We start from the raw sequence: 24,342 nt of genomic DNA, 5'->3' as shown, positions 1-24,342 counted from the left end.
AACGGAAACGAAAAAAGGCCCCCAGAGGGAGCCTTTTTAAAAAGTCTACGCTGTTCAATTACTTGTTGAACGGGGGCATGACCTGCCACAGCACGGCCTTGTGGGCGTGGAGGCGGTTTTCGGCTTCTTCGTAGCTCATGTTCAGGTCAAGGTTGTCCATCACTTCGTCGGTGATTTCGTCGCCGCGGTGAGCGGGCAGGCAGTGGGAAACCTTAACATGGGACGGAGCGTACTTCAAAAGGTCTGCGTCGATGCGGAACGGCAAGAAGTGGTTCTGCTTGGATTCCTTCTGGCCTTCCTGACCCATGGAGACCCATACGTCGCTATAAAGGATGTCGGCGTCCTTGACAGCTTCCTTCGGGTCGTTGAATACGCGGTACTGGCAGCCGTGGCGCTTGAAGTCAGCCTGGGCTTCTTCGATCACGTGAGCCGGCTGTTCAAAACCCTTGGGGCAAGCCAAAGTAAAGTTCATGCCCACCTTGGAGCAGAGGGCGAGGAAAGAGTTAGCAACGTTGTTGCCGTCGCCGATGAAGGCCACAGTCTTGCCCTTCATGCCACCGAGATTTTCTTCGATCATCTGGGCGAAAGCGATAGCCTGGCAGGGGTGGTAGTCGTCGGTCAGGGCGTTCACAACGGGAATGGAACCGTATTCAGCCAGCTGTTCCACCAGGTCCTGCTTGAAGCAGCGGACAACGAGAGCGTTTACCCAGCGGGAAAGGCAGCGGGCCACATCCTTGATGGATTCGCGCTTGCCAAGACCGATGGAGTCCGGGGAGAGCAGCACGGCGTGGCCACCCAGCTGGTTCATGCCCACCTGGAAAGTAGTGATGGTTCGCAGAGACGGCTTTTCGAAGAACATGCCGATGTTCTGGCCGTGGAGACGGTCGGAGACCTGGCCTGCATGGACTTCCTTCTTGAGGCGGGAAGCGATGGCTACGGTTTCGAGAATTCTTTCTTCGCTCCAGTCGGCGAGGCGGAGGAAGTGCTTGCTGCGATCGATCATTTTCTATTCCTTATTTTGGTGAGCTCAGGAACTGCTCGGTTAAAAAACGAAAAAACGAAAAACGGAGCTTAACACTCCGTCTTTCTATATCCTTTACAGGAAAATCACAAAAGATGCTAACGGATATTAGCGAAGTTTCTTCTTGTGACGGTCACGACGACGGCGCTTCTTACGCTTGTGGGTCGCAATCTTCCTGCGCTTTCTTTTCTTTCCGCAAGGCATATTGTATCTCCGTTAAAGGTTAAACTTAAAATTGTGCCCCCAAATAGAGCAAATTTCGGGGTGTTTGTCAAGGGGTTTTGGAATTTTTGGGAAAAATCGGGTTAAAGTAAGCTGTTTTTATACTTCTTCCACCACAAATTCCATGGCCTTGCGGATTAATTCCGCGGGTCCGCCGTAATTTTTGGCTCTGGGAGCGCCTTCGCTAAGCATCTGGCGGAACTTTCTGGCCCCAGGGAGGCCTGCGAAAAGGCCGTAGATGTGCTTCACCAGGATGGTGGCGGGGCAGCCTTCGGCGAACTGCTTTTCTACATAGGGTAGGTATGCTTCAAGGACGGCCTTGCGGGACTTGGTGGCGGGAGCGGTATCTCCGAAAACACGTTCGTCGGCGTCGTGCAGGAACCAGGGGTTTTCGTAGGGTTCGCGGCCCACCATGACGCCGTCTAGCGCCACACCCGTTCCAGCAGAAGTGGGGTCGCCATTCAGGTGGGCAAGCACCTGGTCCATGCTGCGGATGCCGCCATTGATGGCAATATTCAGCTGGGGCATTTCTGTCTTCAACTTATGAACAAACTCATAATGCAGGGGAGGAACCTCGCGGTTCTCCTTGGGCGAAAGCCCCTTCAGCCAGGCCTTGCGGGCGTGAATAATAAAGTACTTGCAGCCTGCATCAGCGATGGTGCCCACGAAATCCCGGAAAAAATCCCAACTGTCGAATTCATCTACGCCGATGCGGCACTTGATGGAAACGGGAATGCTTACGGCATCCTGCATGGACTTGAAGCAGTCGGCCACCAGGTTCTTGTCCTTCATGAGGCAGGCTCCGAAACTTCCGCTCTGGACGCGATCCGAGGGGCAGCCGCAATTCAGGTTCACTTCCTGGAAACCTGCGGCTTCCACCATCTTGCTGCACTTGGCCAAATCGGCGGGATTGCTTCCGCCCAGCTGCAGCACGGCGGGGTATTCGAATTCCTCGTGCCCCAGGAACATCTCGGGCTTGGCGTGGAGCAGGGCGTGAGTCACCACCATTTCGCTGTACAGCAGCACGTGCTTTGAAATCAAACGCAAGAAATAACGTTCGTGGCGGTCGGTGCAATCCAGCATCGGGGCGATAGACAATCTGCGGTTGAAATCAATATTCATAAAATCAAATGTAGAAAAAATGTAGATTTGGAATGGTTAGAAGGTCTGATTATGAAAAGTCTAAATTTGATTCTGATTGTGTGCTCCGCTGTGCTTTTGGGCTGTTCCAGCTCATCAAAGGTTGGTTCGATTAGTGATAATTCAGAAAAACTTTCGGAAGCAGAGCCCATAGATGAAAGAGATCTGAAAGCCTACCAGTCTGCAGTTCAGCATGGTGATGAGAGGACTTTCCGGTACGAGTACGGTTCTCAGGTGACTTTTTTCGAAGCCAGCAGATACTGTTACAGCTATGGAGAGGATGCCCTAAAGTTCGTGACGAATGATTCGAAAAGCGTCATTTCCATACCGGTAGAAAAAATTCAGATTTGTGAAGGCGGAACGGAAATTTGGACTCCCAAAAGTAATGGAAAGGTTTTCCTTGATCATTTGTCCGGGGGCGCCCAAAAGGGGCTCTATTGGGGAGGATATTTCTTTTTTAACGTAGCTGAGAATGCCTTTGTCGCTAATCCTGTTGTAGGCTCCTTGATGTTTGCCATGTTGCCCATTGGTTTTGCTGTTGGAGCCTCTGTTGGTACAGTTGTTGGTGGAACCGCAGGCCTGGTTGGCATGGGGATTAATTACGCTGACGGAATTAGAGTCTGTCGTGGCGATCTCACTGAAAAAGAAAAGACGGAATTCCTAGAATCCCATCTTTGCTTTAAACATTAATCTAAAAAATATTAAACTAGATGAACATGATCGTGTTCAGCTTGGCGCGGTACTTCCAAGTCAGTTCGTGCTTGGGTCCCAGAACGCCGAATAGCGTGAGCATAGCCTTCTTTGCTGCGCTGTCGTTCCATTCCGGGGCTTCTACGTACAAATTAAGGAATGCCTGGAGGGCGCTTTCAAAATTTTCGGCGGCGGCCATGCAGCAGGCTTCGTGATAAACGATGGCTTCCTTGCCCTGAACATCCTTCTTGGCGGCTTCCGCATGGAAATCCAGAAGTTCCAGCAGGGACTTGGCTTCCTTATACTGGTCGTCGGCTTCGTTGAACTTCTTCAGAATTTCCTTTGCCTTTTCGGTATCGCCCATGCCGAGACTGGCCTTGGCCCACAGGAGCAAAAGCTTCTTGTCGTCGGGAGTCTTCTGCAAGGCTTCGTTGAGCATGGGCAGGGCGACCTCGTAGTTCTTGCTGGCGATGGCGATTTCGAGGGCTTCCATAAAGCGGGATTCGTCGCTGGTGTAGAACTTTTCGAGACGCTTCTTCAGTTCGTCTTCGGGCAGCACACCTGCGATAACGTCTGCAATCTGGCCTTTGTCCACCACGTGGATTTCGGGAACGGAACGTACGCGGAATGCCTGGATCAGCTGCATGTTGGCGCGATCGTCGCAACTGACGACGCCCAGGGTAAAGTCAAGTTCGGTGCTGAACTTTCCCACCAGCTGGGAATAGGGGGCGCAATCCGGATACTCGGCGGAGGAGAAGAGGACTGCAACGGGACGGGTTTCAGAAGCCTGTGCAACTTCTGTTTCAAAATTTTCTGCGGTAATCTGTACAACTTTTGCCATGGGGTGCAATATAGTAAAGCGGGAGCGCTTTTTTCGGGCAATGTTCTTTGTTCATTTTTTATATTGCATAACATGAGTAATTGCCCCTTTTGTAATTCCCAGGTAGCCGAAATTAAATTCCGCCACTTGGATCTTCGTATTTGCCCCAAGTGCTGTTCCACCTTTTTCCCTTGCGACCAGACCATGGCCTTTCGCGGCGAACTGACTGACAAGTCCCGCGAACTGTGGTTAGACGCGCTCCTCAAGAAAAACGTCCAGGATCCGGTAATCGAAAATCCCAAGTGCATTGATCATGGTGAACCGCTGGAACGGGGCAAGGTTCCCGACTATGGATTTGACGGCTACGTGACCAATTGTTGCAAGATGTTCCACTTGCCCCCTTCCCAGACCGTCCAACTTTTAAAGAGAACTTTGGAATTCAAGTTCCAGACTCCCCAGAAAGAAGGGAAACACCACTTCTTCTTTATCCGGGCATTATTTAATGTGGTGGATAAGCTTTTTGGTGAAAAGCTGCCCGACGAAGATCCGTTGGACCTGGTACAGTACAATCTTCATATCAAGCCGGTTGTGGATCCTGATGAGACCTAACCGAAAAATCTAATGCTGTTTGGTGCATAATGAAAAAGACTTGCTTCATTCTTGCGATAATTGCTGCCGCAACCTTGGTGGCGTATTTCAATTTGCCCATACGATTTTTTATAGATGGTGTTTTCCCCTTTGAATGCCAGGGTTCTGTCGTTGTTTATGATGATAGGTCGGATGGTGGTGCCTCTGTAGTTTCTTCCGAAGCGGATGAATCCAGCATTCGCTTTACCTGCGCCCTGGGCGAATCTGAAAAGGGCGGCTGGTGCGGCATCCTTTTTGACTTGCGCAAAAAGGATGAGGCTGGTTTTGCCAATCGCGACTGGAGTTTTGTAGACTCCGTTATCGTTGACCTGGAGGCCGAAGGCACTTCTGAAATTCTGCTGAAGTTGTGGGCCTTCGATCCCGAGGTTACTGATACCAATGTGGCCAGGACTTACCGTCTGCTCATGAAGGAACTTCCTCTGGTCCAGGGACGTCAGCGTGTTTCCATTCCCATGGATCAGTTCTACACTCCCGAATTCTGGTATAGCGACAATCGCGTGGATACTTCTCTGGTGGACCGTCATCAGGAGGCCATGGTGCGTCTTGAAATCGCTCCGGGCTGGAACCAGCCCCATGGCAAGCCGTTCTCCCTGAAGATTTACAAGATCGAGGCCAAAGGTCTGAGCAACAAGGTATTTGGCGGAGTGCTGTTCATTATGCTGGTCTTGACCATCGTGGCTGTGGGCCGCAAGCATTCGGTACATCATGACTAAGTCTGCCCTCAAGAAAGTTCTTGTTTCCGTAGGCTGCCTGGTGGTGTTCCTGGTAGCTTGGATTTTTGTTTTTGGAAAGTTCCACGAAAATCACATGGTGCTGTTCCCTACGGGACATCACGAAGTTTATGCCTTGACCGATGGCGTGGTAGGCGGATTTTCAACATCTGAACTTTCTCGTACAGATTCTGTGGTTAGCGCCCGGGTGAATATCCGTTCGGGCATGGCTTACCCTTATGCGGGTATGGGGCTGAACTTGCTTTCGGTAGATAATCGCCCTGCTGCGGATTTCTTTGACTTTACCCGTTTTGATTCCATGGCTGTCTTGGTTGAAACAGGGAGAATGGCCAAGGTTTCGTTCCGCTTTATGAACAACGACCCGGTGTACAGCCGTCAGGGGTCCTATGCCAGCTATCGTCCGCTGGTGGCCTCGGTGCCTGTTCCGGCGAAGGCTGACCAGGAAGCCCGTATCGCCTTGTCTGATTTCAAGGTGCCCGAGTGGTGGTTGGCTGGTCTGGGGCTTGAAGAAGATGATGGCTTACGTTATATGCAACGTGGCGTTTTGTTTGAAGTCTATAATGGGGAAGGAACCCTCCGCGGAATTCCTGACGAAATCATTCTGCGCTCCATCCGTCTGTGGGGCGAGAATCGCCCCTTTAAAAGTTTGATGTACCTGGCCCTCGGTCTCGCCCTTATTGGTTTTGCACTTTCCGTGTACCTCTCTGTTCGCAAGCCCGTGGCCCGTACTTCCAAAAACTAGGAAGAAGAAAAATGACGAAAATCTGGACGCTGGACCGCATTATGCGGTTTTTGATCATGGTGCTCGGGGCGGTGGCGCTCCTGTGGGTCTTGAACTACCTGAGTGGGGTGCTGTCTCCGTTCTTTGCCGCCTTCCTTATGGCATATATTCTGGACCCGCTGGTCTGTAAATTGCAGACAAAGGTAAAACATCGTATCGTGGCCGTAATCATTGTGCTGCTGGTGGCGTTGCTTCTTATAACCGGAGCCCTGTGGATCTTTATTCCGATGGTGGTGAACGAAGTGCGGCACCTGGGGGAACTGATCCCGCGCATGTTCAGTGACTCTGCCTGGAGTAGTCGTCTAACGGCTTTCGTGCCTGCTGATATGTGGAGGACTGCCCGTTCCCTGATTTCCTGGGACCAGGTGGCCGATGCCATGAAGACATTGGATTTCTGGAATGCAGTGCAGTCTGCGGCCGGAAAGATCTTGCCCGGCGCCTGGGGTGTGCTTTCGAAGACCTCCAGCATCTTCCTGGGAATTTCTGGCGTGATTGCGGTAATCATGTACCTGGTGTTTATCATGCTGGATATGCCTAAGCTGCGTCGTGCGGCGGTGAGCGTTTTGCCTTCCAGGTTCAAGCATACGGCCAGTTCCGTGGGCAAGGAAATGGACCGCTTCATGGGTAACTATTTCCGCGCCCAGTCCCTGGTGGCCTTGAGTGTTGGTGTGCTTTACGCCATCGGCTTTAGCATTGTGGGCTTGCCTATGGGTGTAGCTTTCGGTTTGTTCTCGGGAGCCTTGAACATGGTGCCCTACCTGCAGCTGACCACCATTCCCGTGGCACTCTTGCTGGCGGTGGTTTACGCCCTGGATACGGGCATGCCTTTCTGGGAAGTGGCGATTATCGTGCTGGTGGTCTACGCCGTGGTGCAGGTGATTCAGGACTTTTTCCTGGTGCCGAAAATTGTGGGTTCCTCTATGGATTTGCCGCCGGTGGGAATCCTTCTTTCCCTTTCGATCTGGGGCAAGTTGCTTGGATTCCTGGGGCTGATCGTGGCCATTCCCTTTACCTGTCTGTGCCTGGTCTACGTGGAGAAAATCCAGCGCAAGGCCGATGAAATCGTGGATCGCGGGGACGAAACGGCGCCGAAGGCTTGATTTTATTGGGGTTTTGTGAAAATTTTTTGAAAACTTTTTGAAAAATCTCTCGCAGAGCTTCAAAAAAAAGGTATAATATACGCATAAAAATTCTCAACCTAACTCAAGGAGTTATATAATGAACAAGCAAGATCTCATCGAAGCAATTCTCGCCAACAAGGAAGCTGGCATTGAATCCAAGGCTGCTGCTGGCCGCGCTGTTGACGCTGTGCTCGACGGTATCACCGCTGGTATCAAGAAGGACGGTCTCGTTCAGCTGATCGGTTTCGGTACCTTCCAGGTTAAGGAACGTGCAGCACGTACCGGTCGCAATCCGCAGACTGGCGCTACCATCAAGATCAAGGCTTCCAAGACTGTTTCCTTCAAGGTTGGTGCTGGCCTCAAGGCTACCGCTGCTGCTAAGAAGAACTCCAAGAAGAAGTAATCCTTCTTGCTGGCTTGATTTAGAGCTTTTGAAAATGCCTGGCTTTCAGCCTGGCATTTTTTTTGTATTTTGTTGACTGTTATTGAATTAGAAGAGGTTCTTATGAAACGTAAATTCCTGGGTCTGTTCCTGTTGCTCTCTATTGTTGCCGCTTTCTCTGCCTGCGGTGGCTCCGCTAATGCCGAAGAAGAAGACGAATGCCTTCTGGATCCTAGCTCCGAGAATTGCTCTACCGGAATTGAGGATTTGAACGGCGAAACTGCTGAATAAAAAACTTTACAAATTTTGTGAAAATTTCTATCTTGCGCGCCGAAAATTGAGCCTAAAGGGTGATCTAGCTGAATGGATCTGTTGCACAGGCTCTCAAGGAGTAAAAGATGACCTTCGAAGAAAAGGCACTTGCATACCATGCTAACGGCAAGCCGGGTAAGATTGAAGTTGTTCCGACCAAGCCCCATAGCACTCAGACCGACCTTGGCCTGGCATACACCCCGGGCGTAGCAGTTCCCTGTCTCGAAATTGAAAAGAACCCGGAAACCGCTTACGACTATACTGGTAAGGGCAACCTGGTCGCTGTTATTTCTAACGGTACCGCCGTTCTTGGCCTGGGCGATATTGGCGCCATGGCCGGCAAGCCTGTGATGGAAGGTAAGGGCCTTCTGTTCAAGATCTACGCAGGTGTCGACGTTTTCGACATCGAAGTGAACGAAAAGGATCCGAAGAAGTTCATCGAAATCGTTAAGGGTATCGCTCCCACATTCGGCGGCATCAACCTGGAAGACATCAAGGCTCCGGAATGCTTCGAAATCGAAGAAACCCTGAAGAAGGAACTGGACATCCCCGTGATGCACGATGACCAGCACGGTACCGCCATTATTTCCAGTGCCGCTCTCGTTAACGCTCTCGAAATCGCCGGCAAGGAAATCGACAAGATCAAGCTGGTGGTGAATGGTGCCGGTGCTGCTGCTGTGGCTTGCACCAAGCTGTACCTCTCCCTGGGCGTCAAGAAAGAAAACGTGGTCATGCTGGACTCCAAGGGCGTTATCTACAAGGGTCGCGGCAAGCTCACTCCCGAAAAGGAATTCTTTGCTACCGATCGTACCGACGTCAAGACTCTGGAAGAAGCCATCAAGGGTGCAGACATGTTCCTTGGCCTTTCCAAGCCCAACATCCTCACCAAGGAAATGATCCAGTCCATGGCAAGCAAGCCTATCGTGTTTGCCCTTGCAAACCCCACTCCGGAAGTTTCCTACGATGTAGCCGTCAGCGCCCGTGAAGACATCATCTTCGCTACTGGCCGTTCCGACTATCCCAACCAGGTGAATAACGTTATCGGCTTCCCCTACATCTTCCGCGGTGCTCTGGACGTTCGCGCCACTGCCATCAACGAACACATGAAGCATGCCGCCGTCCGCGCCATTGCCGCTCTTGCCCGCAAGCCGGTGCCCGATGTAGTGAACATTGCCTACAACTCCGAACGCTTCAGCTTCGGCCCCAAGTACATCATTCCCAAGCCGCTGGATCCGCGCCTGTTGACCGACGTTTCTATCGCCGTTGCCAAAGCCGCTATCGAAAGTGGCGTGGCCCGCAAGCCCATTACCGACTGGGATGCCTACGCCGATAGCCTCCGCGACATGATGGGTTACGACAACAAGCTGATTCGTGAATACGAAAACATGGCTCGTTCCAACCCCAAGCGCGTGGTATTCACCGAAGGCCTCAGCGTCAACATGATCAAGGCTGCAATCCAGGCCAAGGACGAAGGAATCGCATTCCCCATCCTGTTGGGCAACCCGGAACGCATCAAGGAACTGGCCGCTTCTGAAAAGCTGGATGTTACCGGTATTGAAATTGTGAACCCCCGTTCTCCGGAAGAATACCAGCGCCGCATGAAGTTTGCCGAAATGTACGCTGCCGAAAACGGCCGTAACGGCGAAACCTTCGAAAAGGCCGCCTACGAAATGCCGGAACACAACCACTTCGGTATGATGATGGTGAAGACCGGCGACGCAGACGCTCTGATTTCCGGTTCCAACAGCTCCTTCGCTACCAACATCGGTCTGGCCAAGAAGATGATCGGTATCCGCGAAGATTACAAGCACTTCGGCGCTCTGCACATCCTCTCTACCAAGAAGGGTACTTTCTTCCTGGCAGATACTCTGGTGAATCGCGACCCGGATACCGAAACTCTGGTGGACATTGCAAAGCTCACTCACGATGCCGTGAAGTTCTTTGCTCATGAACCGGTGATGGCTATGCTCAGCTACGGTAACTTCGGTGCCGACAAGAACGCAAGCCTGGGTACCGCTGGTAGCGTCCGTGATGCCGTGAAGATCCTTCACGAACAGTATCCGGACTACGCCGTGGATGGCGAAATGCAGGTGAACGTGGCCTTGAACAAGGAACTCCGCGACAAGAAGTTCCCCTTCAATACCATTAAGGGCCAGGACGTGAATACCCTCATCTTCCCCTGCCTCTCTTCTGCAAACACCACCTACAGAATGCTCCTGGAAATGGGCGTTGGCGAATCCATCGGTCCTGTACAGATGGGCTTGAAGAAGCCGGTTCACTTCACCGACTCCGAAGCTTCTGTCCACGACATCTTCAACCTGACCGTTGCCGCCGTTATCGACGCTATCGTTCAGGAAAGGCTTGATAAGGCGAGTGCAGCAAAATAGGCGTAGCCTATTTTATTGCCGAGCCGACAGCCTAGCACTCGTAAGAGTGCAACGTCTCGACAAGGCTCGAAGCGTACTGAAGAAGTAATCTGAGGTGGTGCGGCGAATTTGTCGCTGACAAGTTCGTTATTGATAAGTTCGTCGCCGTCGTTGTTTGAAACGCCTCGAAAATTTAAGGGCTGTACCTAGAAGGTGCAGCTCTTTTTTTTGTTTTTAACGCCGATAGTTTATGCTGATTTTTTATAAAAAAATGTGATGAATGTCGCCTGAAATACTTTTTTACAAAAAATGTTTAAATAAGTGTTGATTATTTGTGAATTGAAGTTTATTTTATAAACAATAAATTCACAATAACTCACCATAAGGAAGGAAAAAATGGCTACAAAAACTGTAATTGCAAAGCCTGCTGCCAAGCCCGCCGCCAAGAAGGCTGCTGCCAAGCCCGCCGCAAAGCCGGCTGCCAAGAAGGCTGCCGCAAAGCCGGCTGCCAAGAAGGCTGCCGCCAAGCCCGCTGCAAAGCCGGCCGCCAAGAAGGCTGCCGCCAAGCCTGCTGCAAAGCCGGTCGCCAAGAAGGCTGCCGCCAAGCCTGCTGCAAAGCCCGCCGCCAAGAAGGCTGCCGCCAAGCCCGCTGCAAAGCCGGCTGCCAAGAAGGCTGCCGCCAAGCCCGCCGCAAAGCCGGCCGCCAAGAAGGCTGCCGCCAAGCCCGCTGCAAAGCCGGTCGCCAAGAAGGCTGCCGCCAAGCCTGCTGCAAAGCCGGCCGCCAAGAAGGCTGCTGCCAAGCCCGCTGCAAAGCCGGTCGCCAAGAAGGCTGCCGCCAAGCCCGCCGCCAAGCCGGTCGCCAAGAAGGCTGCCGCCAAGCCCGCCGCAAAGCCGGTCGCCAAGAAGGCTGCCGCCAAGCCTGCTGCAAAGAAGGCTTCCAAGAAGAAGTAATCGTTGTATTTACCTCCTTGTTATGGACCCTGGACGTGTTCCAGGGCCCTTTTTGTATGAACGCATTTTTCTATCTTTATCCCTATGATTTCAGAGAAAGATCTTGCTGAGTTTGAGGGTGTTCCTTACGAGGAACGCATTTCCCGTGTAGAAAAGCTTTTGGAAGGAAAGTCCGAACCCCGTCCTTTTGAATTGGGTTTGCTTCTGGCCCTTAAGATGGGTCAGGAACTTCGCCAGGGAAAGGAACTTGGTTCCGAATCCGGCGACCTGGTGGCCAGTTGGGTGGGCAAGTATTCTGAATGGACTGTGGAAGAGGCTATTGCTTCCGCAAAGGAATTTTTGACGAATCCCGCCGCCCTTGCCGAAAAGATCAAGGCTGGCTTCAAGAAGAAGGCCGAAGAGGCTGAAGCCAAGGCTGCCGAAGCCGCCAATGCTGCTGACTCTGCGCCCGCCGCCTCTGCCGAAACTCCCGCCGATGGCCGTGTAGCCGAATCAGAACAGAACGGTTAGCGTCGAGATTGTCATGAAAAACAAGCTTTTAGCTACAGTGGATATAGGAAGCCATAGCTGCATCATGCTGATTGCAGCTTTTGAAGAGGCTCCCGCGCAGGTCGCCGAAATGGCTGGCGGAATGGCTGGAGAGGCCGTTGAGTCTGCCGAGTCCAGTGAATCTGCCGCTAATGAATCCGCTGAATCGTCTGAACATGGGGAATCCGCAGCCTCCGCCGAATCTGCCGAAACTGCAGACCCTGCTGCCGCCGAACCCGTCAGCGAACCGGCTGCCCCCAGTGAACCTGCCGCATCAACTGCGCCTCGCAAGATTCTTGTCCCAAAGCTCCAGAAAATTGAAGTATGTCGCCTGGGCGACGATGTCTACGATGGCGATGCCGAAGATGAAGAGGGCAAGCGCCCCATTAGCGAAAAGAAAATCGCTGAACTGGTTTCCATCATGACCAAGTTCCGTATGGACTTGCATGCCTTGGGTGCAGACCTGCAGGCTGTTGTCATGACCGAGGCTATGCGCAAGGCCAGCAACTCCGAAGAAGTGATCGCTGCCGTCGAAAAGGCGATCTGGGTTCGCCCCCGCATTATTTCTGGCGAAGAAGAAGCCAAGCTCACCTTCCGTTCTGTCCGTGAATGGCACGGCAAGGATCTGGTGACCATCGATATCGGTGGCGGTTCGACGGAACTGTCCAACGGCGAAACGGCTTTCTCTATTCCGGTGGGCGCCTTGAAGATGTTCAAGGAGATGGGCCCCATTCCCGGACCCGAGTACAAGAAGTTTGTGAAGGAAGCCTTCAAGGATGTAAGCTTCAAGGGTATGACCAAGAAGCCTGTTTACCTGATTGGTGGGACGGGCCTTGCCCTGGCCATGGTGTTCCTGAACAAGCAGGTGTTCGACTACAAGGCTATCGAAGGACTGGAACTTTCCATTAGCGATCTGGATGCGGTAACGACCCGTATCAGCAACCTGTCCAAGGAACTGCGCGCCATGTTGCCGGGCCTCGAAAACGGTCGTCATGACATTATCATTTGCGGTTTGTTCTGGCTGAAGTCCCTGCTTGAAAAACTCCGCGTTGAAAGTTTCCGCATCAGTACTGCGGGACTTAGGTTCGGTTTGCTGTACCCGCCCGAAGTAGAACCAGAACAAAAAACCAAGGCCAAGCGTACACCTCCCTGGCTGAAGAAGAATAACAGTTAACCGTTCACTATTCACTGATTTCTCGTTATGCGTATAAACAAGTTTATTTCTCTTTGTGGAATTGCCAGCCGCCGTGCTGCAGATGCTCTCATTGCCGATGGCCGTGTAGAAGTGAATGGTCAGGTCATTGATGATTTGGGTCATCAGATCGATGAAAATGTGGACCAGGTCCTGGTGGATGGCAAGGTTGCCAAGCTTCCAAAGAAGACCACCACCATCATGTTCCATAAGCCGGCCGGTTGCGTTTGCACCAAGGACGATCCTCAGGGTCGCCGCACCGTTTACGACTATTTGCCGCCGGCTTACCAGTCCTTGAAGTATGTGGGTCGACTGGACTTGCAGAGCCGCGGCCTGCTGCTTTTTACCGATGATGGTGAACTGCTCCATCGTCTGACTCATCCCAGTTTTGAAGTACCCCGCAGCTATTTCGTGTGGACGGATCGCCCCCTCAGCGAACATGCCGCCCAGCGCCTGGTAGACGGCGTGGATATTCGCGATGAAGATTCCGACGTTGAAGAAATCGCTTTCGCAACGGATGTCTATCTGGAAAAGGGTTTTGTGGAACTGGTGCTTATTGAAGGCAAGAACCGCGAAATCCGTCGTATGATGCGCGCCGTGGGTTATGAAATCCGCGACTTGAAGCGCGTTAGCTATTGCCGCCTTCAGCTGGGCGACTTGCCTGCAGGCGAGTTCCGCGAACTGACCGCCGACGAAATGAACAAGGTCCGTCAGGCAGTTCACGTATGAGTTCCCGCACACTCTACATCGGGGATGTCCATGGCTGCGCCGATGAACTGGAACGCATTGTAGATGCTTTCGGTTTTGTCCGCGGTAAGGATACGCTGTACCAGACCGGCGATATTATCAACAAGGGACCCGATATGTTGAGGGCTCTCAAGTTTATCCAGAAAAATGGGATTCTGACGGTTCGCGGTAATCACGAGGAACATCTGATCCGCATGATGGCAACCGACGAAAGCGAATGGACCGAAAAGCAGCGCGCCCGTTTTTCCCGCCTCCCTCTTGAGGACTGGCGTTACATCCTTGACGAGGTGAAGACTTGGCCCCTGTGGCGCGATACGCCTCATGCCTTGCTGGTACATGCCGGTCTTGAACCGGGCAAGTTCCGCCTCGAAGATATGGATCCCAAGGTTATTCTTTCTGTCCGCTACTGGAATGATATTCCCTGGTTCGAACAAGTGAACTGGCACAAGACGGTTGTGTTTGGGCATTGGGCCAAGATGGGTTTCGTGGATCGTCGCCCCGGTTTTGTGGGCCTGGATTCTGGATGCGTCTATGGCAAGAAGCTAACTGCCTGGTGCCCCGAAGAAGACAAGTTCTACGTGGTTCCTGCCGCCCGCGAGTATTCTCCGGTTAAGGACAAGGCGAAGACCGCCATTGATGCCCCTTGCATGGTGCCTGGCGACAAGTTGCCCGAGGCGGAACGCCCCAAGACTTTTACCGATATTAAGGAACGTATTGCCAGCGGCGATATCGCCGTTGCCGACGATTCCCCCGAGGCGAAGAAACTCCGCGAATCAAGCCCCAGCATTGCAGCCGAGTGGGCCGGATACTAGGCCGAATTTTAGAGCGGGTATTAGACTGGATTAGAAGTCGCAGTTTTCTACGCAGCGGTTGTTTGCAAACTTTGCTTCGAAGGTTTTGATGCCCTTGTTGAATTTGCGGTAGGGGCCGTGCCTTAAACCTTTTTCAAAGGTCATCTCTTCGGTGGCTGCCCCCAGTTCGTCAAACACCTTGGCGGTACCGTGGAGCTGTCCTAAAATGTAGGGGAGGCGCCTGCGAAGCTTTCCGCTTTCGTAATATTCTTCTACGTCACCATGAAGGATGCCGCTGCGGTAGACTTCCTTGCTCTTCTTGAAACCGTTTTCAAAGTAGGTGGTAGTGATGCCCTCTTCGATGCCTTTTCGGTAACCGATGGTCTGCCAGGTTTTACCGTTTTCAAAATAGCTGTGGAATACACCGTCCAGTTTGCCGTCTACATAGGGTGCTTCTACGGCCACTTTGCCGTTGGGGTGGTAGCTGATGGCCGTGCCTTGGCGGATTGTGGTGCCGTGCTGCACGGTGTAGATTCTGGAGGGGGAGCCGTCGGGATAGGCTTCGCGGATTGTGTCCAGAACGGTACTGACTTCGGGGTTAGAAGGCGAATCCTGGGCGATTGCCTCGTTAAAAGTCAGCATTAATGTTAAGAGGATCAAATATTTCATTCTGTACACAAGAAAAACCCTTATCAATTACTTAAAATGTAGCTAATACCGCTATATTTTTGTATTTTGCGAAGGCTTATGCGTATTACTTTTTTAAATCCTCCGTTCCACCCCATGTTCAGCCGCGAATCTCGCAGCCCGTGTGTAACGAAGTCTAGTACTCTCTATTGGCCCATGTTCCTGAGCTATGCCGCCGGCACCGCAGAAGCCGACGGAAACGAAATCCAGCTCATCGACAGCCCCGCCATGGAACTTGATCTGCAACAGACTCTGGAAGGCATGAAGAAGTTTGCCCCGGAGCTGGTTATTTGCAGCACCAGTACCCCCAGTATTTTAAATGATCTTAAGGTAGTTCACGCCATCAAGGAAGCTATGCCTGGTGCCAAGGTTGCCATCATGGGTACCCACGCCACCGCAGAACCTCTGGAATCCCTGGAAATGGAACCCAGTCTGGATTACGTGGTCATCGGTGAAGCGGACTACACTTGCCGCAACCTGGCCCGCGCTCTCCGTGGTGACGAAGGTGCTGCCCCTGTAGGTCAGATTGCTGGTCTTGCCTACCGCAAGGAAGACGGAACTACCGACTTCCAGCCCGAAGGCCCGAAGATTGAAAACTTGAACGAACTGCCCTGGGTTTCCAAGGTCTATCGCAAGTACCTTTACAGCTGCTACAAGAAGTATTTCTACGGCGCCAACCTGAACCCGCTGATTGTTATCTTGAGCGGTCGTGGTTGCCCCAACCGCTGTAGCTACTGCGTTATCCCCCAGACTCTGAACGGTCATGTGTTCCGTATGCGCGACCCCAAGGATGTGGTGGACGAACTGCAGTACATCAAGGAAAATTTTGAAGATCTGGGTGAAGTCTTCTTTGAAGACGATACCTTTACCGCTAACCACCAGCATGTTCGCGACATCTGCAACCTGATTCTGGAACGCGGTCTCAAGATTACCTGGAGCTGCAATGCCCGTGCAGACGTTCCCCTGGAATTGCTTAAGCTGATGAAGAAGGCTGGCTGCCGTGAAATGTGCGTCGGCTTCGAAAGCGCATCTCCCGAAGTACTCCAGAATATCCGCAAGGGTATCAAGAATACCGACAAGGCTATCGAGTTTACCAAGAATGCCCGCAAGGCTGGTCTCCTGGTTCACGGTTGCTTTATGGTGGGTAACCCCGGCGATACTCCCCAGACTCTCCGCATGACTCTGGACTACGCCAAGAAGTTGAATCCCAATACGGCTCAGTTCTACCCGATCATGGCATACCCCGGCACCGAAGCCTACAAGGAAGCTCTGGAAAGTGGCGCCTTGCAGACCAAGGATTACAACCAGTGGTTGGACAAGGACGGCTTCCACCGTACTACCATCCAGCGTGGTGAACTGACCAGCCAGGCTCTGGTGGACTTCTGCGACAAGGCTCGCCGCGAGTTCTACCTGCGCCCCAGCTACATCCTGCGTCAGGGCATCATGGCCATCAAGAATCCCCGTGAACGCTATCGCGTGTTCCGCGGCTTCAACACCCTGGTCAAACACCTGTTCCGCAAGCACGGCGAACTGGCCCCCGTGGCAAGACAAGCCCCTACGATCAAGCAGTAGATTCCACGAAAAGTTGGAATTTGAGTGGGAAAAAGGCGGTGGAAACGGCTATTTTAGCGAGGTTTCCACTGCCTTTCCTTTATTTTGTTTGTGGTTGGCGGCGAGAATAGGGGGTGCAGAGGTGTTTTGGAACGTGATTTTGCCCTTAAATCACCCAATATGGTTGGCGATCGGTTGGTTTTCGTGACACAGTTTAATATAACGTAACAAAAAGGCGGTGGAAAAGACCTGATTTGGTCAATTTCCACCGCCTTTTTTGCGGTAAAACGTCTTACAATCTCACGATTCGCATAGATATCGCCGGATAAGCTTTTCAACGGTTTCATAACTTAAGGGATGTTCACTAGTTTCTGTGGTCATGATGAAATTATCTCCAAGGAAGAAACCATTCTGCTGATATTCCTCTAGCTTCAAGGCCATTGTCTGTGCATAGGAGCTGTCATCAATTAACCCGAAGTGTTCCCATATGATTTCTTTTCGAGTTTTTTTGTTGAGGCAGGTGAAGTCCGGAAAGATATTGATGCGTTTTGAATTGTACTTTCCTTTGATAGATTGTTGGGTGATTTTCAACTTATGCGGGAATTCATATCGATATGGCACATTGAAATGATCTAGGGCGTTTGCGATGATGACTTCTGACTTGGATCGGACCCGTTCACCTCTAGCAGTTTTTAGCTCATGATCCGTCTTGTCAAAAGGACGACCGCAGAATTCTTTAAGTTGCCATTCATTGGCGTATTCATCATCAGAAATGATTCTGGGTTGTGTTAGCTTTTGACGTCCTGGATGTTGTTCAGACCAAAAAGTTTCAGCAATTTCTGGGTGATATGTAGCGATGCATGTCTGTAATGCCGTTCGTTGGTTGATTAATTGCTCTAGTAGTTTGGTATCGTAATCGCGTTGGGCGATTCGTTCTGCAATGTTCCATTCTTTTTTTGAAATGAATTTTCCTTTTTTACCGGTTTCTGAGGATATGAGATAATACTGATATGTTCCATTGTGTGGTGAAACCTTGAGTTTTTCTGTTGGAGAATTTTTTAAACAAATCCCGAGTTGTCTTATTGCGGAGTCAAGTTCTTCAACTCTTTTCTGAAGTGAAGACAGCACACTGTCTTTGGACAAATGTATTAATACATTTTCCATGATAATCCTTTGTTATGACGCTTTTGATGAAAACCAGAATTCTAAAGTCTGGTTGTAGCGAAAATTTAGGGGGACGATATAATAAAAAATCTGAGTAATCAGATAGGGAATGTATAATAATGCGAATGAAAATATAGAAAATAAGGCGCGGCTGCGCGAAAAGCTTGGACTGTGTGCAAAAAAGGCGGTGGAAACGGCTATTTTAGCGAGGTCTCCACTGCCTTTTCTTTATTTTGTTTGTGGTTGGCGGCGAGAATAGGGGGTGCAGAGGTGTTTTGGAACGTGATTTTGTCCTTAAATCACCCAATATGGTTGGCGAACGGTTGATTTTTATGGTGTGATTTAATATAACATAATAAAAAGGCGGTGGAAAAGACCTGATTTAGTCAATTTCCACCGCCTTTTTTAGGGGAGGCGATTTGATTCGCGAGGCGCGGATTAGTCAGCGACCTTTGCGAATGCGGCTGCGAGCTTTGCCATGGCTTCGTCCACTTCAGCAGCGCTGATGTTCAGCGGCGGAAGCATACGCAGCACGTTGCCCTTGGCGCTGAGCACCATGAGCTTTTCGGCGCGGGCGGCAGCCACAACGTTACCCACCGGCAAGGATTCATCCAGAGCAAGGCCGACGATAAGGCCTTCACCACGGATTTCCTTGATGGCACTGTACTTGGCCTTGATGTCAGCCAGAGCGGTGCGGATCTGCACAGCCCTATCCACAACATTCTGAAGTAAAGCGGGTTCTGCAACCTGGTTCACTACAGCGAGACCTGCAGCGCAAGCGATGGGATTGCCACCGAAAGTGGTACCGTGGTCGCCGGCCTTCAGTTCATCGGCAATCTTCTGACGGAGCAGCACGCCACCCAGGGGGAGGCCGCCACCGATACCCTTGGCCAGGGAGACCAGGTCCGGATTCAAGCCGTACTTTTCAAAGCCGAGGAAGGTTCCGAGACGGCCGCAGCCTGCCTGGACTTCGTCGACAATCACCAGCACGCCGAATTCCTTCTGGAGGCTGTTGATGGTTTCCACCATTTCTGCAGACAAGGTCATGACGCCGCCTTCAGCAGCCAGGGATTCCAGCATGATGGCGCAGGTGTCCTTGTTGACTTCAGCCTTAAGTGCTGCGCAATCGTTCCAAGCCACATGCACGAAGTCGCCCGGCATGTTGCCGAAGCCCTGACGGAGCGCCGGCTGACCGGTTGCAGAAAGAGCTGCGAAAGTTCTGCCGTGGAAACTGTTCACGAAGGTGATGATCTTCTGCCTGTTGGCTTCACCCTTGCGATCGAAGTACTTACGTGCAAACTTGATTGCGCCTTCGTTAGCTTCGGTACCGGAGTTGCAGAAGAAAGCCTTGTCGAAACCAGTGATTTCCAAAAGCTTCTTGCCCAGTTCAACCTGAGGCATATTCACATAAAGGTTGGAGATGTGGTTGAAGCAATCCATTTGCTTTGCAACCGCTTCCTTGATGGCCTTGTTCTGGTGGCCCAGGGCATTTACAGCGATACCTGCAACGAAGTCCAGGTACTTGTCGCCCTTGGAGTCGATGAGGTAAGATCCTTCGCCCTTTACAATTTCAATGTCAGCCTTGCCATAAAGCGGAGCAATGACGTTCTTATCTTGTTCAATAAAAGACATATAAAATCCTTGTAGTGGTTAGTGGTTGGTGGTTAGTTTTATAATCGCGGCGCAGCCGCCTTATTTTCACTGATTACTAACCACTGTTTACTAATCACTTCTAGCGCTGAATAGTTCCGTAGTTGTGTTCGCCGTTGATTTGCTTGATGAAGGATTCGGCGTCCTTCCAGCCTACGATATGAATGCTCTTGAGGCCTCGTCGGATAGACTTGAAGCTTTCGCGGACCTTGGGAATCATACCACCGCTGATAACGCCTTCTTCAATGAGCTTTTCGGCATCACTTTCAGAAAGTTCAGGAATAACATTCTTTTCGCCGTCCATAACGCCCGGAACATCGCTCACCAGCACGAACTGATCAGCCTGAAGTGCCACAGCCAGTTCGCTTGCGGCAGTGTCGGCATTCACGTTCCAGCTGACGCCTACGCCAGTTTCGTCGGGACCGTAAGAAATGGGGCTAACTACAGGAACCCAGCCGGCTGCCCAGAGGTCTTCCACGATCTTCTGGTTCACCTTCTTGACTTCGCCCACAAGACCCAGGTCTACCTTGCCCTGCTTCTTGACTACTTCGAACAGCTTGCCATCCACACCGGAAAGACCGATGGAATTCACGCCGTTGTTCAGAAGCATGCGGACCAGCTTCTTGTTCACATGACCGGAGAGGGTCATTTCGACCATCTTCATAATGCCGGGTGTAGTTACTCGGAGGCCATCGATAAAAGTGGGCTGTTCTCGCAGCAGGGAAATGTTTTCGTTAATGTCCTTGCCACCACCGTGCACAACGGCGACCTGGCAGCCCATAGCCGGAAGCTTGGAAACTGCTGCCACAAAATCGGCCAACTTGGCTTCGTCAATAGCCAGGCTGCCACCAATTTTAACAACCACTTTTTTCATTTTTTGTGATGTCCTCACTTAGTTTAAGCATATGGCTGTCGCGGGCACCTCCCGCAATATATAGCAAGCCACAGGCTTCATTCTGTTGTGGGAAATTTAGAAAAACATTGTCATCCCTCAATGTTTTTTTTGTTATATTTAAACCAAACTTAATTACAAACAACCCCAAAGAGGTATAACTATGGCAATTACTAAGGTTTGGCTGGACGAATCCAGTGATGAATGCGTTTCCTGCGGCGCTTGCGAAGCTACTTGCGATGCAGTTTTCACCGTTCCCGAAAAGATGCAGGTTAAGGCTGACGCTGATCTCGCTGCTAACGAAGACGCTATCAAGGACGCAGCTGCAGGCTGCCCCGCTGGCGTGATTAAGTTCGAAGAAGCTTAATGAGATGCATGGGAGGGTTACGCACCCTCCTCCCCATTCGGGGACCATGCGCACTAAGGCAACAAGTTGCCAAGTGCTGTCCGCCCTGGACCCCACCCCTTCGCGGGTGGCTTCTGATTCCTCCCTATCGCAGGGGAGGATTTCTTTTTTAGATGCAAAGGAGGGTTACGCACCCTCCTCCCCATTCGGGGACCATGCGCACTAAGGCAACAAGTTGCCAAGTGCTGTCCGCCCTGGACCCCACCCCTTCGCGGGTGGCTTCTGATTCCTCCCCATCGCAGGGGAGGATTTCTTTTTTTAGATGCAAAAGGCGGGCTTGTGGCTCGCCTTAATTTTTTCGGGGGAGTTTTTTTATTTGGTGTATTTCTTGTACTGTTCCTTAACCCAGTTGGCGTCGTGGGCGACGGTCTCGATTAGGACTTCGTCAATTGCCCCGTTCCAGGTTTCGGTGCTGACTTCATCGCCGCCGACACGGAAGGGAACCTTGCGCTTTAGGTCGTTGGGAACAAACTTCCACTCGGTGTAGTCGTCTCCTTTTTCATCCTTGAAGTGCATGACTTCGCCGTTCACATACATGCTGACTTTCTTGTTCCTGGAAATCAAAGCCAGGTGGGACCACTTGCCAACGGGAACGATGGAGGAGTCGCCGAAGTAGATGGCATAGGGATCGCCGGGGGTGCTCTTCATGGCAGTGAACCAGCCGGTGCAATGTTCGAAGTGCCACTGGAATCTGGAGGTACTGTCGCTCCAGTAGGCGCGCTGGCTGAATAGGATCTGGTGCTTTCCGTTGGTACCGTTCCACTTGGTCCAGAGCGACAGGGTGAAGTTGCCGCCGGTGGGGTCCAGGGAATCCAGGCTAATGAACTGGCCCGGCTTCAGCAGGATGGCCTTGCCCGAGACGCCTTCGACGTATTCGACCTTGGTTGCGGGAGTGGTGTCATTGTCATAGACGGATTCGGAGCCGTCCATGGTTAAGAGTAAGTTGATGGCGCTATCGGAAGATGCGGGGGCGCTTGCTGAACTTGCGGGCGTCCAATCTTCGGATTCCGGGGCGGCGATTATAATGCCGTCGTGCCCCTTTTCGCTATAGTATTCCATCCTGCTTACGGTGAGCCAGCTTGTGTCTGCTTCCCAGAAGTTCATCTTGGGCAATACGTAAATCTGCTTTTCGCCGTAGGTGTTGAATTCCAGGTGGGATTGCAACTGACCGTTGTCAGAGGTGGCGCTGGTGTCGGAGTAGGTCAGGGTGATATCGCCAGAGGGCATGTCGTAGAAGATAAAGTAACCGTCTGCGTCCAGCTTGGTGGTGGCGTTGCTGCCTACGATGCGGACTATGCCGGTGTTACGGTCGGCAATCTGGCCGGAGTAAATCTTGTGCTGGGCGATGGTGACAGTCTGCTGTTCAGTGGATCTTGCGCTAATCTTGGGTTGAACCAGCTTTGCAAAACCGCTGCTGTCTCCGGCAGAGGCGAACAATACTGCGGCCTTGTTGCCATCCAGGTTCAGTTCGAACTTGCCCTCTGCGTCGGTTACAGTTTCTACGGAATCCTCGATGCCATCTTGTTGCCAGCTGTCATAGTAGGCTACAACACGGGCGCGGGCCACGGGGGTTCCCGCCACGTCAAGGACAATGCCTGTAGCTACGGAGTTTCCAATGTCGGTAACGCCGCCGGCCACATCGTTAGAATCGGAGCATCCGGTAAGTACGGTGACGCTAAATACGAAGGAGGCGATGGCAGCGCCAATCAGCAAGAATTTCAAATTCGGCATGTTCATTAGACCTTGTCCTCCTTTGAAACCTTCTTGCTCATGGGGAATGCTACCAGCATCATTTCATAGACTCGCTCCACGTTGGGGTCGTTGGCGGCGCGGGTGATGATCTTCTTGCGGGCTTCTTCCAGAACTTCGACTGCGTAGTCGTAGGAACTTTCGCTCATGGCCAGCGTGGTGAATGCGGCGAACCGTTCCTGCTTGGGCTTGGATTCCACGGCGCCGATGGCGTGCTGCATATATTCGCGGCGGATCTGTCGCAGGGCCATGGGTGGGATGCGGGTGGCATCCAGCATCTGGGCGGTTTCCTCGAAACGGACTTCTCCATTGTCTGCGTCAACCTGTCTGATTATCCCCATTTCCTGCAAGTTCTTGATGGCTTCCCGTGCCTCTTCCGTGGTAATCTGGGGTTCCACCAGGCGGGCCAAGGTCATATAGTCGCCGTTCCAGTTAGAAGAAACGGCCAGTTCCCTGACGATGGGGTAGTACCATTTTGAAAAATAGACTTGCTCTCGGGTGGTGATGTGGGAAAATTCCAGCTGCTTGCGGATTTGCAGGATCTGTTCCCAGGCGTTTTCGCGTTCGTCTACCTGATGGGCCTGGTTGTACTGCACCAGCGCCTCGAAGTAGGACTTCTGCAGGGGCTCGAATTCCATGGCCTTGGCGATCTTCTCGATGGATTTTTGGGTCAGGTTGAACCGGCCACGAATCACGTTCAGGCAGTAGGAGCTGCTACTGAAGCCGGCCTTTGCCGCAAAAAAACGATGGGAGAAAACGGCCCGCATCTTTTTCTGTTCCTCGAAGTAATCTTGCAGGAACTTGCGGAAGTCGTCGTAGTCAAACAAACGTTCAAGAGCAATACTCATGAACCGTAAAATAAGCAAATTTTACACGCTGAAATATTTCTTTTCGGTTATTTTTATGGAATGTCGGGTGTAAAACGTTAAATTTTGATAAAAAGTTTTACACGTTTTTGACAACTTACGTCAATTTCCCGCAACGCTATCCGCCGGTGACTGCGGCAACGGCTTTACATTGCCCTTTTCTGAAACGGGAACCTGGTTCACGAACTTCAGGGTGAATGACAGGGTGTAGTGCCCCTGGGTCGTCTTGGGGTACTTCTGCCTAGAGAGGGAACTCTTGACTTCGTTATTGAATCTGGGGTAGCCGGTGGTGGAGGCGATTTCGGTCATGCCGACTACGTCGCCACACACGTCGATCGTAACGTCCAGGGAGAGGCTGCCTTCGAAGCCGGGGTTCTGCTTCTGGAATTTCTTGTAGATGTAATTCAGGCCGTTGGTACGGTCCTTCATGAACTTTTCGATTTCTGCCATGCCGCCTTCCATATTGCCGTGGACGGATATTTCGTCGATGGTGGGCATGATGACTGTACCGGTAAAGGATTCGGAAGAGTTGCTGTTGGCCAGTTTCTGCTGTTCCGCAAAGCCTTCAGGTACGACAGAGTAGTCGCGAACAATATTTCGGGGTTTTTTATGATTTCCAGTTATGGCCAGGACCAGCAAGGTGAGTCCCGTGATGAGGATTAGGCCACAAGCGAATTTCAAAGCGAATTTATTCATTATTACAACAATATAGGAAGTGTAGATAGTGAAAACAAGTTTACATATTTAAGACAAGATTGAACGTGAGAAATTTCACTTAATGGCAAAATAAAAGCCCGGGAGCAAAACTCCCGGACTTTCAATTTCAACCTCAGCCTTGCGGCTATTTGAACTAGACTCTATTTGAACTTGGCACAGCTTCGCAGTGCTAGATGTGGCGGTTATCAAATGCAAGTGCAAGCACTTGCGCTTGATA

Annotated in this window: 25 protein-coding genes; 15 read left to right on the top strand and 10 right to left on the bottom strand. The window is 51.6% G+C overall.

The window, feature by feature from the left end:
* Nucleotides 1-58 precede the first annotated feature (58 nt).
* Together argF and dusA are read right to left on the bottom strand one after the other, a co-directional pair.
* Entirely contained in the window at nt 59-1,003 is a 945-nt protein-coding gene (gene argF / locus BUB73_RS02075) for an ornithine carbamoyltransferase (protein WP_073155439.1), read from the bottom strand.
* Between the two features lie 339 nt (nt 1,004-1,342).
* Complete coding sequence (dusA, locus tag BUB73_RS02070; protein ID WP_073283240.1) at nt 1,343-2,365, bottom strand: tRNA dihydrouridine(20/20a) synthase DusA; 1,023 nt, start codon at nt 2,363-2,365, stop codon at nt 1,343-1,345.
* Between the two features lie 27 nt (nt 2,366-2,392).
* On the opposite strand from dusA, the gene BUB73_RS02065 reads away from it, so the two are divergent.
* The gene (locus BUB73_RS02065) at nt 2,393-3,073 is read left to right on the top strand and encodes a hypothetical protein (protein WP_073283237.1); all 681 of its coding nucleotides are present in this window, start codon (nt 2,393-2,395) and stop codon (nt 3,071-3,073) included.
* Nucleotides 3,074-3,089: 16 nt separating this feature from the next.
* On the opposite strand, the gene BUB73_RS02060 is transcribed toward BUB73_RS02065, so the two are convergent.
* Nucleotides 3,090-3,914 (bottom strand): tetratricopeptide repeat protein, encoded by an 825-nt coding sequence (locus BUB73_RS02060; protein WP_073283234.1) that lies wholly within the window; start codon nt 3,912-3,914, stop codon nt 3,090-3,092.
* Between the two features lie 72 nt (nt 3,915-3,986).
* On the opposite strand from BUB73_RS02060, the gene BUB73_RS02055 reads away from it, so the two are divergent.
* From BUB73_RS02055 to BUB73_RS02005, 12 genes are all read left to right on the top strand, one after another.
* Nucleotides 3,987-4,502: a hypothetical protein gene (locus tag BUB73_RS02055; RefSeq protein ID WP_101478675.1), complete on the top strand. Its 516-nt coding sequence runs from the start codon at nt 3,987-3,989 to the stop codon at nt 4,500-4,502.
* A 29-nt stretch (nt 4,503-4,531) separates the two neighbouring features.
* Complete coding sequence (locus BUB73_RS02050) at nt 4,532-5,254, top strand: hypothetical protein (protein ID WP_073283231.1); 723 nt, start codon at nt 4,532-4,534, stop codon at nt 5,252-5,254.
* Entirely contained in the window at nt 5,247-6,014 is a 768-nt protein-coding gene (locus BUB73_RS02045) for a hypothetical protein (RefSeq protein ID WP_073233451.1), read from the top strand. The genes BUB73_RS02050 and BUB73_RS02045 overlap by 8 nt, the downstream gene beginning before the upstream one ends.
* Nucleotides 6,015-6,025: 11 nt before the next feature.
* Nucleotides 6,026-7,153: an AI-2E family transporter gene (locus BUB73_RS02040; protein ID WP_073155465.1), complete on the top strand. Its 1,128-nt coding sequence runs from the start codon at nt 6,026-6,028 to the stop codon at nt 7,151-7,153.
* 118 nt (nt 7,154-7,271) lie between these two features.
* Nucleotides 7,272-7,577: an HU family DNA-binding protein gene (locus tag BUB73_RS02035; protein WP_073155467.1), complete on the top strand. Its 306-nt coding sequence runs from the start codon at nt 7,272-7,274 to the stop codon at nt 7,575-7,577.
* Between the two features lie 102 nt (nt 7,578-7,679).
* The gene (locus tag BUB73_RS17145; RefSeq protein WP_158236558.1) at nt 7,680-7,847 is read left to right on the top strand and encodes a hypothetical protein; all 168 of its coding nucleotides are present in this window, start codon (nt 7,680-7,682) and stop codon (nt 7,845-7,847) included.
* A 107-nt stretch (nt 7,848-7,954) separates the two neighbouring features.
* Complete coding sequence (locus BUB73_RS02030) at nt 7,955-10,255, top strand: NADP-dependent malic enzyme (RefSeq protein WP_073283228.1); 2,301 nt, start codon at nt 7,955-7,957, stop codon at nt 10,253-10,255.
* Between the two features lie 375 nt (nt 10,256-10,630).
* A complete protein-coding gene (locus BUB73_RS02025) occupies nt 10,631-11,185 on the top strand; it encodes a hypothetical protein (RefSeq protein WP_175552182.1) in 555 nt (184 codons plus the stop codon).
* An 84-nt stretch (nt 11,186-11,269) separates the two neighbouring features.
* Nucleotides 11,270-11,695, top strand: a complete 426-nt coding sequence (locus BUB73_RS02020) for a hypothetical protein (protein ID WP_073233457.1) — start codon at nt 11,270-11,272, stop codon at nt 11,693-11,695.
* Between the two features lie 13 nt (nt 11,696-11,708).
* Nucleotides 11,709-12,887, top strand: a complete 1,179-nt coding sequence (locus tag BUB73_RS02015) for a Ppx/GppA phosphatase family protein (protein WP_073283226.1) — start codon at nt 11,709-11,711, stop codon at nt 12,885-12,887.
* Between the two features lie 27 nt (nt 12,888-12,914).
* On the top strand, nt 12,915-13,634 hold the full coding sequence (locus BUB73_RS02010; protein WP_073155475.1) for a pseudouridine synthase: 720 nt from the start codon (nt 12,915-12,917) through the stop codon (nt 13,632-13,634).
* Entirely contained in the window at nt 13,631-14,464 is an 834-nt protein-coding gene (locus BUB73_RS02005) for a metallophosphoesterase (RefSeq protein ID WP_073155477.1), read from the top strand. The genes BUB73_RS02010 and BUB73_RS02005 overlap by 4 nt, the downstream gene beginning before the upstream one ends.
* Before the next feature lie 30 nt (nt 14,465-14,494).
* Here the strand turns inward: BUB73_RS02005 and BUB73_RS02000 are convergent, their stop codons facing one another.
* On the bottom strand, nt 14,495-15,112 hold the full coding sequence (locus BUB73_RS02000; protein ID WP_083537958.1) for a toxin-antitoxin system YwqK family antitoxin: 618 nt from the start codon (nt 15,110-15,112) through the stop codon (nt 14,495-14,497).
* 78 nt (nt 15,113-15,190) lie between these two features.
* On the opposite strand from BUB73_RS02000, the gene BUB73_RS01995 reads away from it, so the two are divergent.
* Complete coding sequence (locus tag BUB73_RS01995; protein ID WP_073283223.1) at nt 15,191-16,702, top strand: B12-binding domain-containing radical SAM protein; 1,512 nt, start codon at nt 15,191-15,193, stop codon at nt 16,700-16,702.
* 279 nt (nt 16,703-16,981) lie between these two features.
* On the opposite strand, the gene BUB73_RS01990 is transcribed toward BUB73_RS01995, so the two are convergent.
* The 3 genes from BUB73_RS01990 to argB form a co-directional block, all read right to left on the bottom strand.
* A complete protein-coding gene (locus BUB73_RS01990; protein ID WP_073155484.1) occupies nt 16,982-17,845 on the bottom strand; it encodes a hypothetical protein in 864 nt (287 codons plus the stop codon).
* 438 nt (nt 17,846-18,283) lie between these two features.
* On the bottom strand, nt 18,284-19,477 hold the full coding sequence (locus BUB73_RS01985) for an aspartate aminotransferase family protein (protein ID WP_073283220.1): 1,194 nt from the start codon (nt 19,475-19,477) through the stop codon (nt 18,284-18,286).
* Between the two features lie 100 nt (nt 19,478-19,577).
* On the bottom strand, nt 19,578-20,369 hold the full coding sequence (gene argB / locus BUB73_RS01980; RefSeq protein WP_073155489.1) for an acetylglutamate kinase: 792 nt from the start codon (nt 20,367-20,369) through the stop codon (nt 19,578-19,580).
* Nucleotides 20,370-20,550: 181 nt separating this feature from the next.
* Between argB and BUB73_RS01975 the strand changes: the two genes are divergently transcribed.
* The gene (locus BUB73_RS01975) at nt 20,551-20,754 is read left to right on the top strand and encodes a ferredoxin (RefSeq protein ID WP_073155492.1); all 204 of its coding nucleotides are present in this window, start codon (nt 20,551-20,553) and stop codon (nt 20,752-20,754) included.
* Between the two features lie 351 nt (nt 20,755-21,105).
* Here BUB73_RS01975 and BUB73_RS01970 read toward each other — a convergent pair whose 3' ends face one another.
* The 3 genes from BUB73_RS01970 to BUB73_RS01960 form a co-directional block, all read right to left on the bottom strand.
* Nucleotides 21,106-22,530 (bottom strand): LamG-like jellyroll fold domain-containing protein, encoded by a 1,425-nt coding sequence (locus BUB73_RS01970; RefSeq protein WP_073283217.1) that lies wholly within the window; start codon nt 22,528-22,530, stop codon nt 21,106-21,108.
* Entirely contained in the window at nt 22,530-23,390 is an 861-nt protein-coding gene (locus BUB73_RS01965) for a TIGR02147 family protein (RefSeq protein WP_073155497.1), read from the bottom strand. Before BUB73_RS01965 ends, BUB73_RS01970 begins: the two co-directional genes overlap by 1 nt.
* A gap of 120 nt (nt 23,391-23,510) precedes the next feature.
* On the bottom strand, nt 23,511-24,104 hold the full coding sequence (locus BUB73_RS01960) for an AgmX/PglI C-terminal domain-containing protein (RefSeq protein ID WP_139259085.1): 594 nt from the start codon (nt 24,102-24,104) through the stop codon (nt 23,511-23,513).
* Between the last annotated feature and the right edge of the window lie 238 nt (nt 24,105-24,342).

Origin of the sequence: Fibrobacter sp. UWH6 (assembly GCF_900142465.1) — a bacterium.
Classification (GTDB): domain Bacteria; phylum Fibrobacterota; class Fibrobacteria; order Fibrobacterales; family Fibrobacteraceae; genus Fibrobacter.
The sequence above is the reverse complement of the archived record's forward strand: the minus strand, read 5'-3'. Positions and strand labels throughout refer to the sequence as shown.

Bases quoted from the DNA above. Each gene is read 5' to 3' on its own strand.
- argF (WP_073155439.1), bottom strand. From the start codon at position 1,003: ATGATCGATCGCAGCAAGCACTTCCTCCGCCTCGCCGACTGGAGCGAA.
- dusA (WP_073283240.1), bottom strand. From the start codon at position 2,365: ATGAATATTGATTTCAACCGCAGATTGTCTATCGCCCCGATGCTGGAT.
- BUB73_RS02060 (WP_073283234.1), bottom strand. From the start codon at position 3,914: ATGGCAAAAGTTGTACAGATTACCGCAGAAAATTTTGAAACAGAAGTT.
- BUB73_RS02055 (WP_101478675.1), top strand. From the start codon at position 3,987: ATGAGTAATTGCCCCTTTTGTAATTCCCAGGTAGCCGAAATTAAATTC.
- BUB73_RS02050 (WP_073283231.1), top strand. From the start codon at position 4,532: ATGAAAAAGACTTGCTTCATTCTTGCGATAATTGCTGCCGCAACCTTG.
- BUB73_RS02045 (WP_073233451.1), top strand. From the start codon at position 5,247: ATGACTAAGTCTGCCCTCAAGAAAGTTCTTGTTTCCGTAGGCTGCCTG.
- BUB73_RS02040 (WP_073155465.1), top strand. From the start codon at position 6,026: ATGACGAAAATCTGGACGCTGGACCGCATTATGCGGTTTTTGATCATG.
- BUB73_RS02035 (WP_073155467.1), top strand. From the start codon at position 7,272: ATGAACAAGCAAGATCTCATCGAAGCAATTCTCGCCAACAAGGAAGCT.
- BUB73_RS17145 (WP_158236558.1), top strand. From the start codon at position 7,680: ATGAAACGTAAATTCCTGGGTCTGTTCCTGTTGCTCTCTATTGTTGCC.
- BUB73_RS02030 (WP_073283228.1), top strand. From the start codon at position 7,955: ATGACCTTCGAAGAAAAGGCACTTGCATACCATGCTAACGGCAAGCCG.
- BUB73_RS02025 (WP_175552182.1), top strand. From the start codon at position 10,631: ATGGCTACAAAAACTGTAATTGCAAAGCCTGCTGCCAAGCCCGCCGCC.
- BUB73_RS02020 (WP_073233457.1), top strand. From the start codon at position 11,270: ATGATTTCAGAGAAAGATCTTGCTGAGTTTGAGGGTGTTCCTTACGAG.
- BUB73_RS02015 (WP_073283226.1), top strand. From the start codon at position 11,709: ATGAAAAACAAGCTTTTAGCTACAGTGGATATAGGAAGCCATAGCTGC.
- BUB73_RS02010 (WP_073155475.1), top strand. From the start codon at position 12,915: ATGCGTATAAACAAGTTTATTTCTCTTTGTGGAATTGCCAGCCGCCGT.
- BUB73_RS02005 (WP_073155477.1), top strand. From the start codon at position 13,631: ATGAGTTCCCGCACACTCTACATCGGGGATGTCCATGGCTGCGCCGAT.
- BUB73_RS02000 (WP_083537958.1), bottom strand. From the start codon at position 15,112: ATGAAATATTTGATCCTCTTAACATTAATGCTGACTTTTAACGAGGCA.
- BUB73_RS01995 (WP_073283223.1), top strand. From the start codon at position 15,191: ATGCGTATTACTTTTTTAAATCCTCCGTTCCACCCCATGTTCAGCCGC.
- BUB73_RS01990 (WP_073155484.1), bottom strand. From the start codon at position 17,845: ATGGAAAATGTATTAATACATTTGTCCAAAGACAGTGTGCTGTCTTCA.
- BUB73_RS01985 (WP_073283220.1), bottom strand. From the start codon at position 19,477: ATGTCTTTTATTGAACAAGATAAGAACGTCATTGCTCCGCTTTATGGC.
- argB (WP_073155489.1), bottom strand. From the start codon at position 20,369: ATGAAAAAAGTGGTTGTTAAAATTGGTGGCAGCCTGGCTATTGACGAA.
- BUB73_RS01975 (WP_073155492.1), top strand. From the start codon at position 20,551: ATGGCAATTACTAAGGTTTGGCTGGACGAATCCAGTGATGAATGCGTT.
- BUB73_RS01970 (WP_073283217.1), bottom strand. From the start codon at position 22,530: ATGAACATGCCGAATTTGAAATTCTTGCTGATTGGCGCTGCCATCGCC.
- BUB73_RS01965 (WP_073155497.1), bottom strand. From the start codon at position 23,390: ATGAGTATTGCTCTTGAACGTTTGTTTGACTACGACGACTTCCGCAAG.
- BUB73_RS01960 (WP_139259085.1), bottom strand. From the start codon at position 24,104: ATGAATAAATTCGCTTTGAAATTCGCTTGTGGCCTAATCCTCATCACG.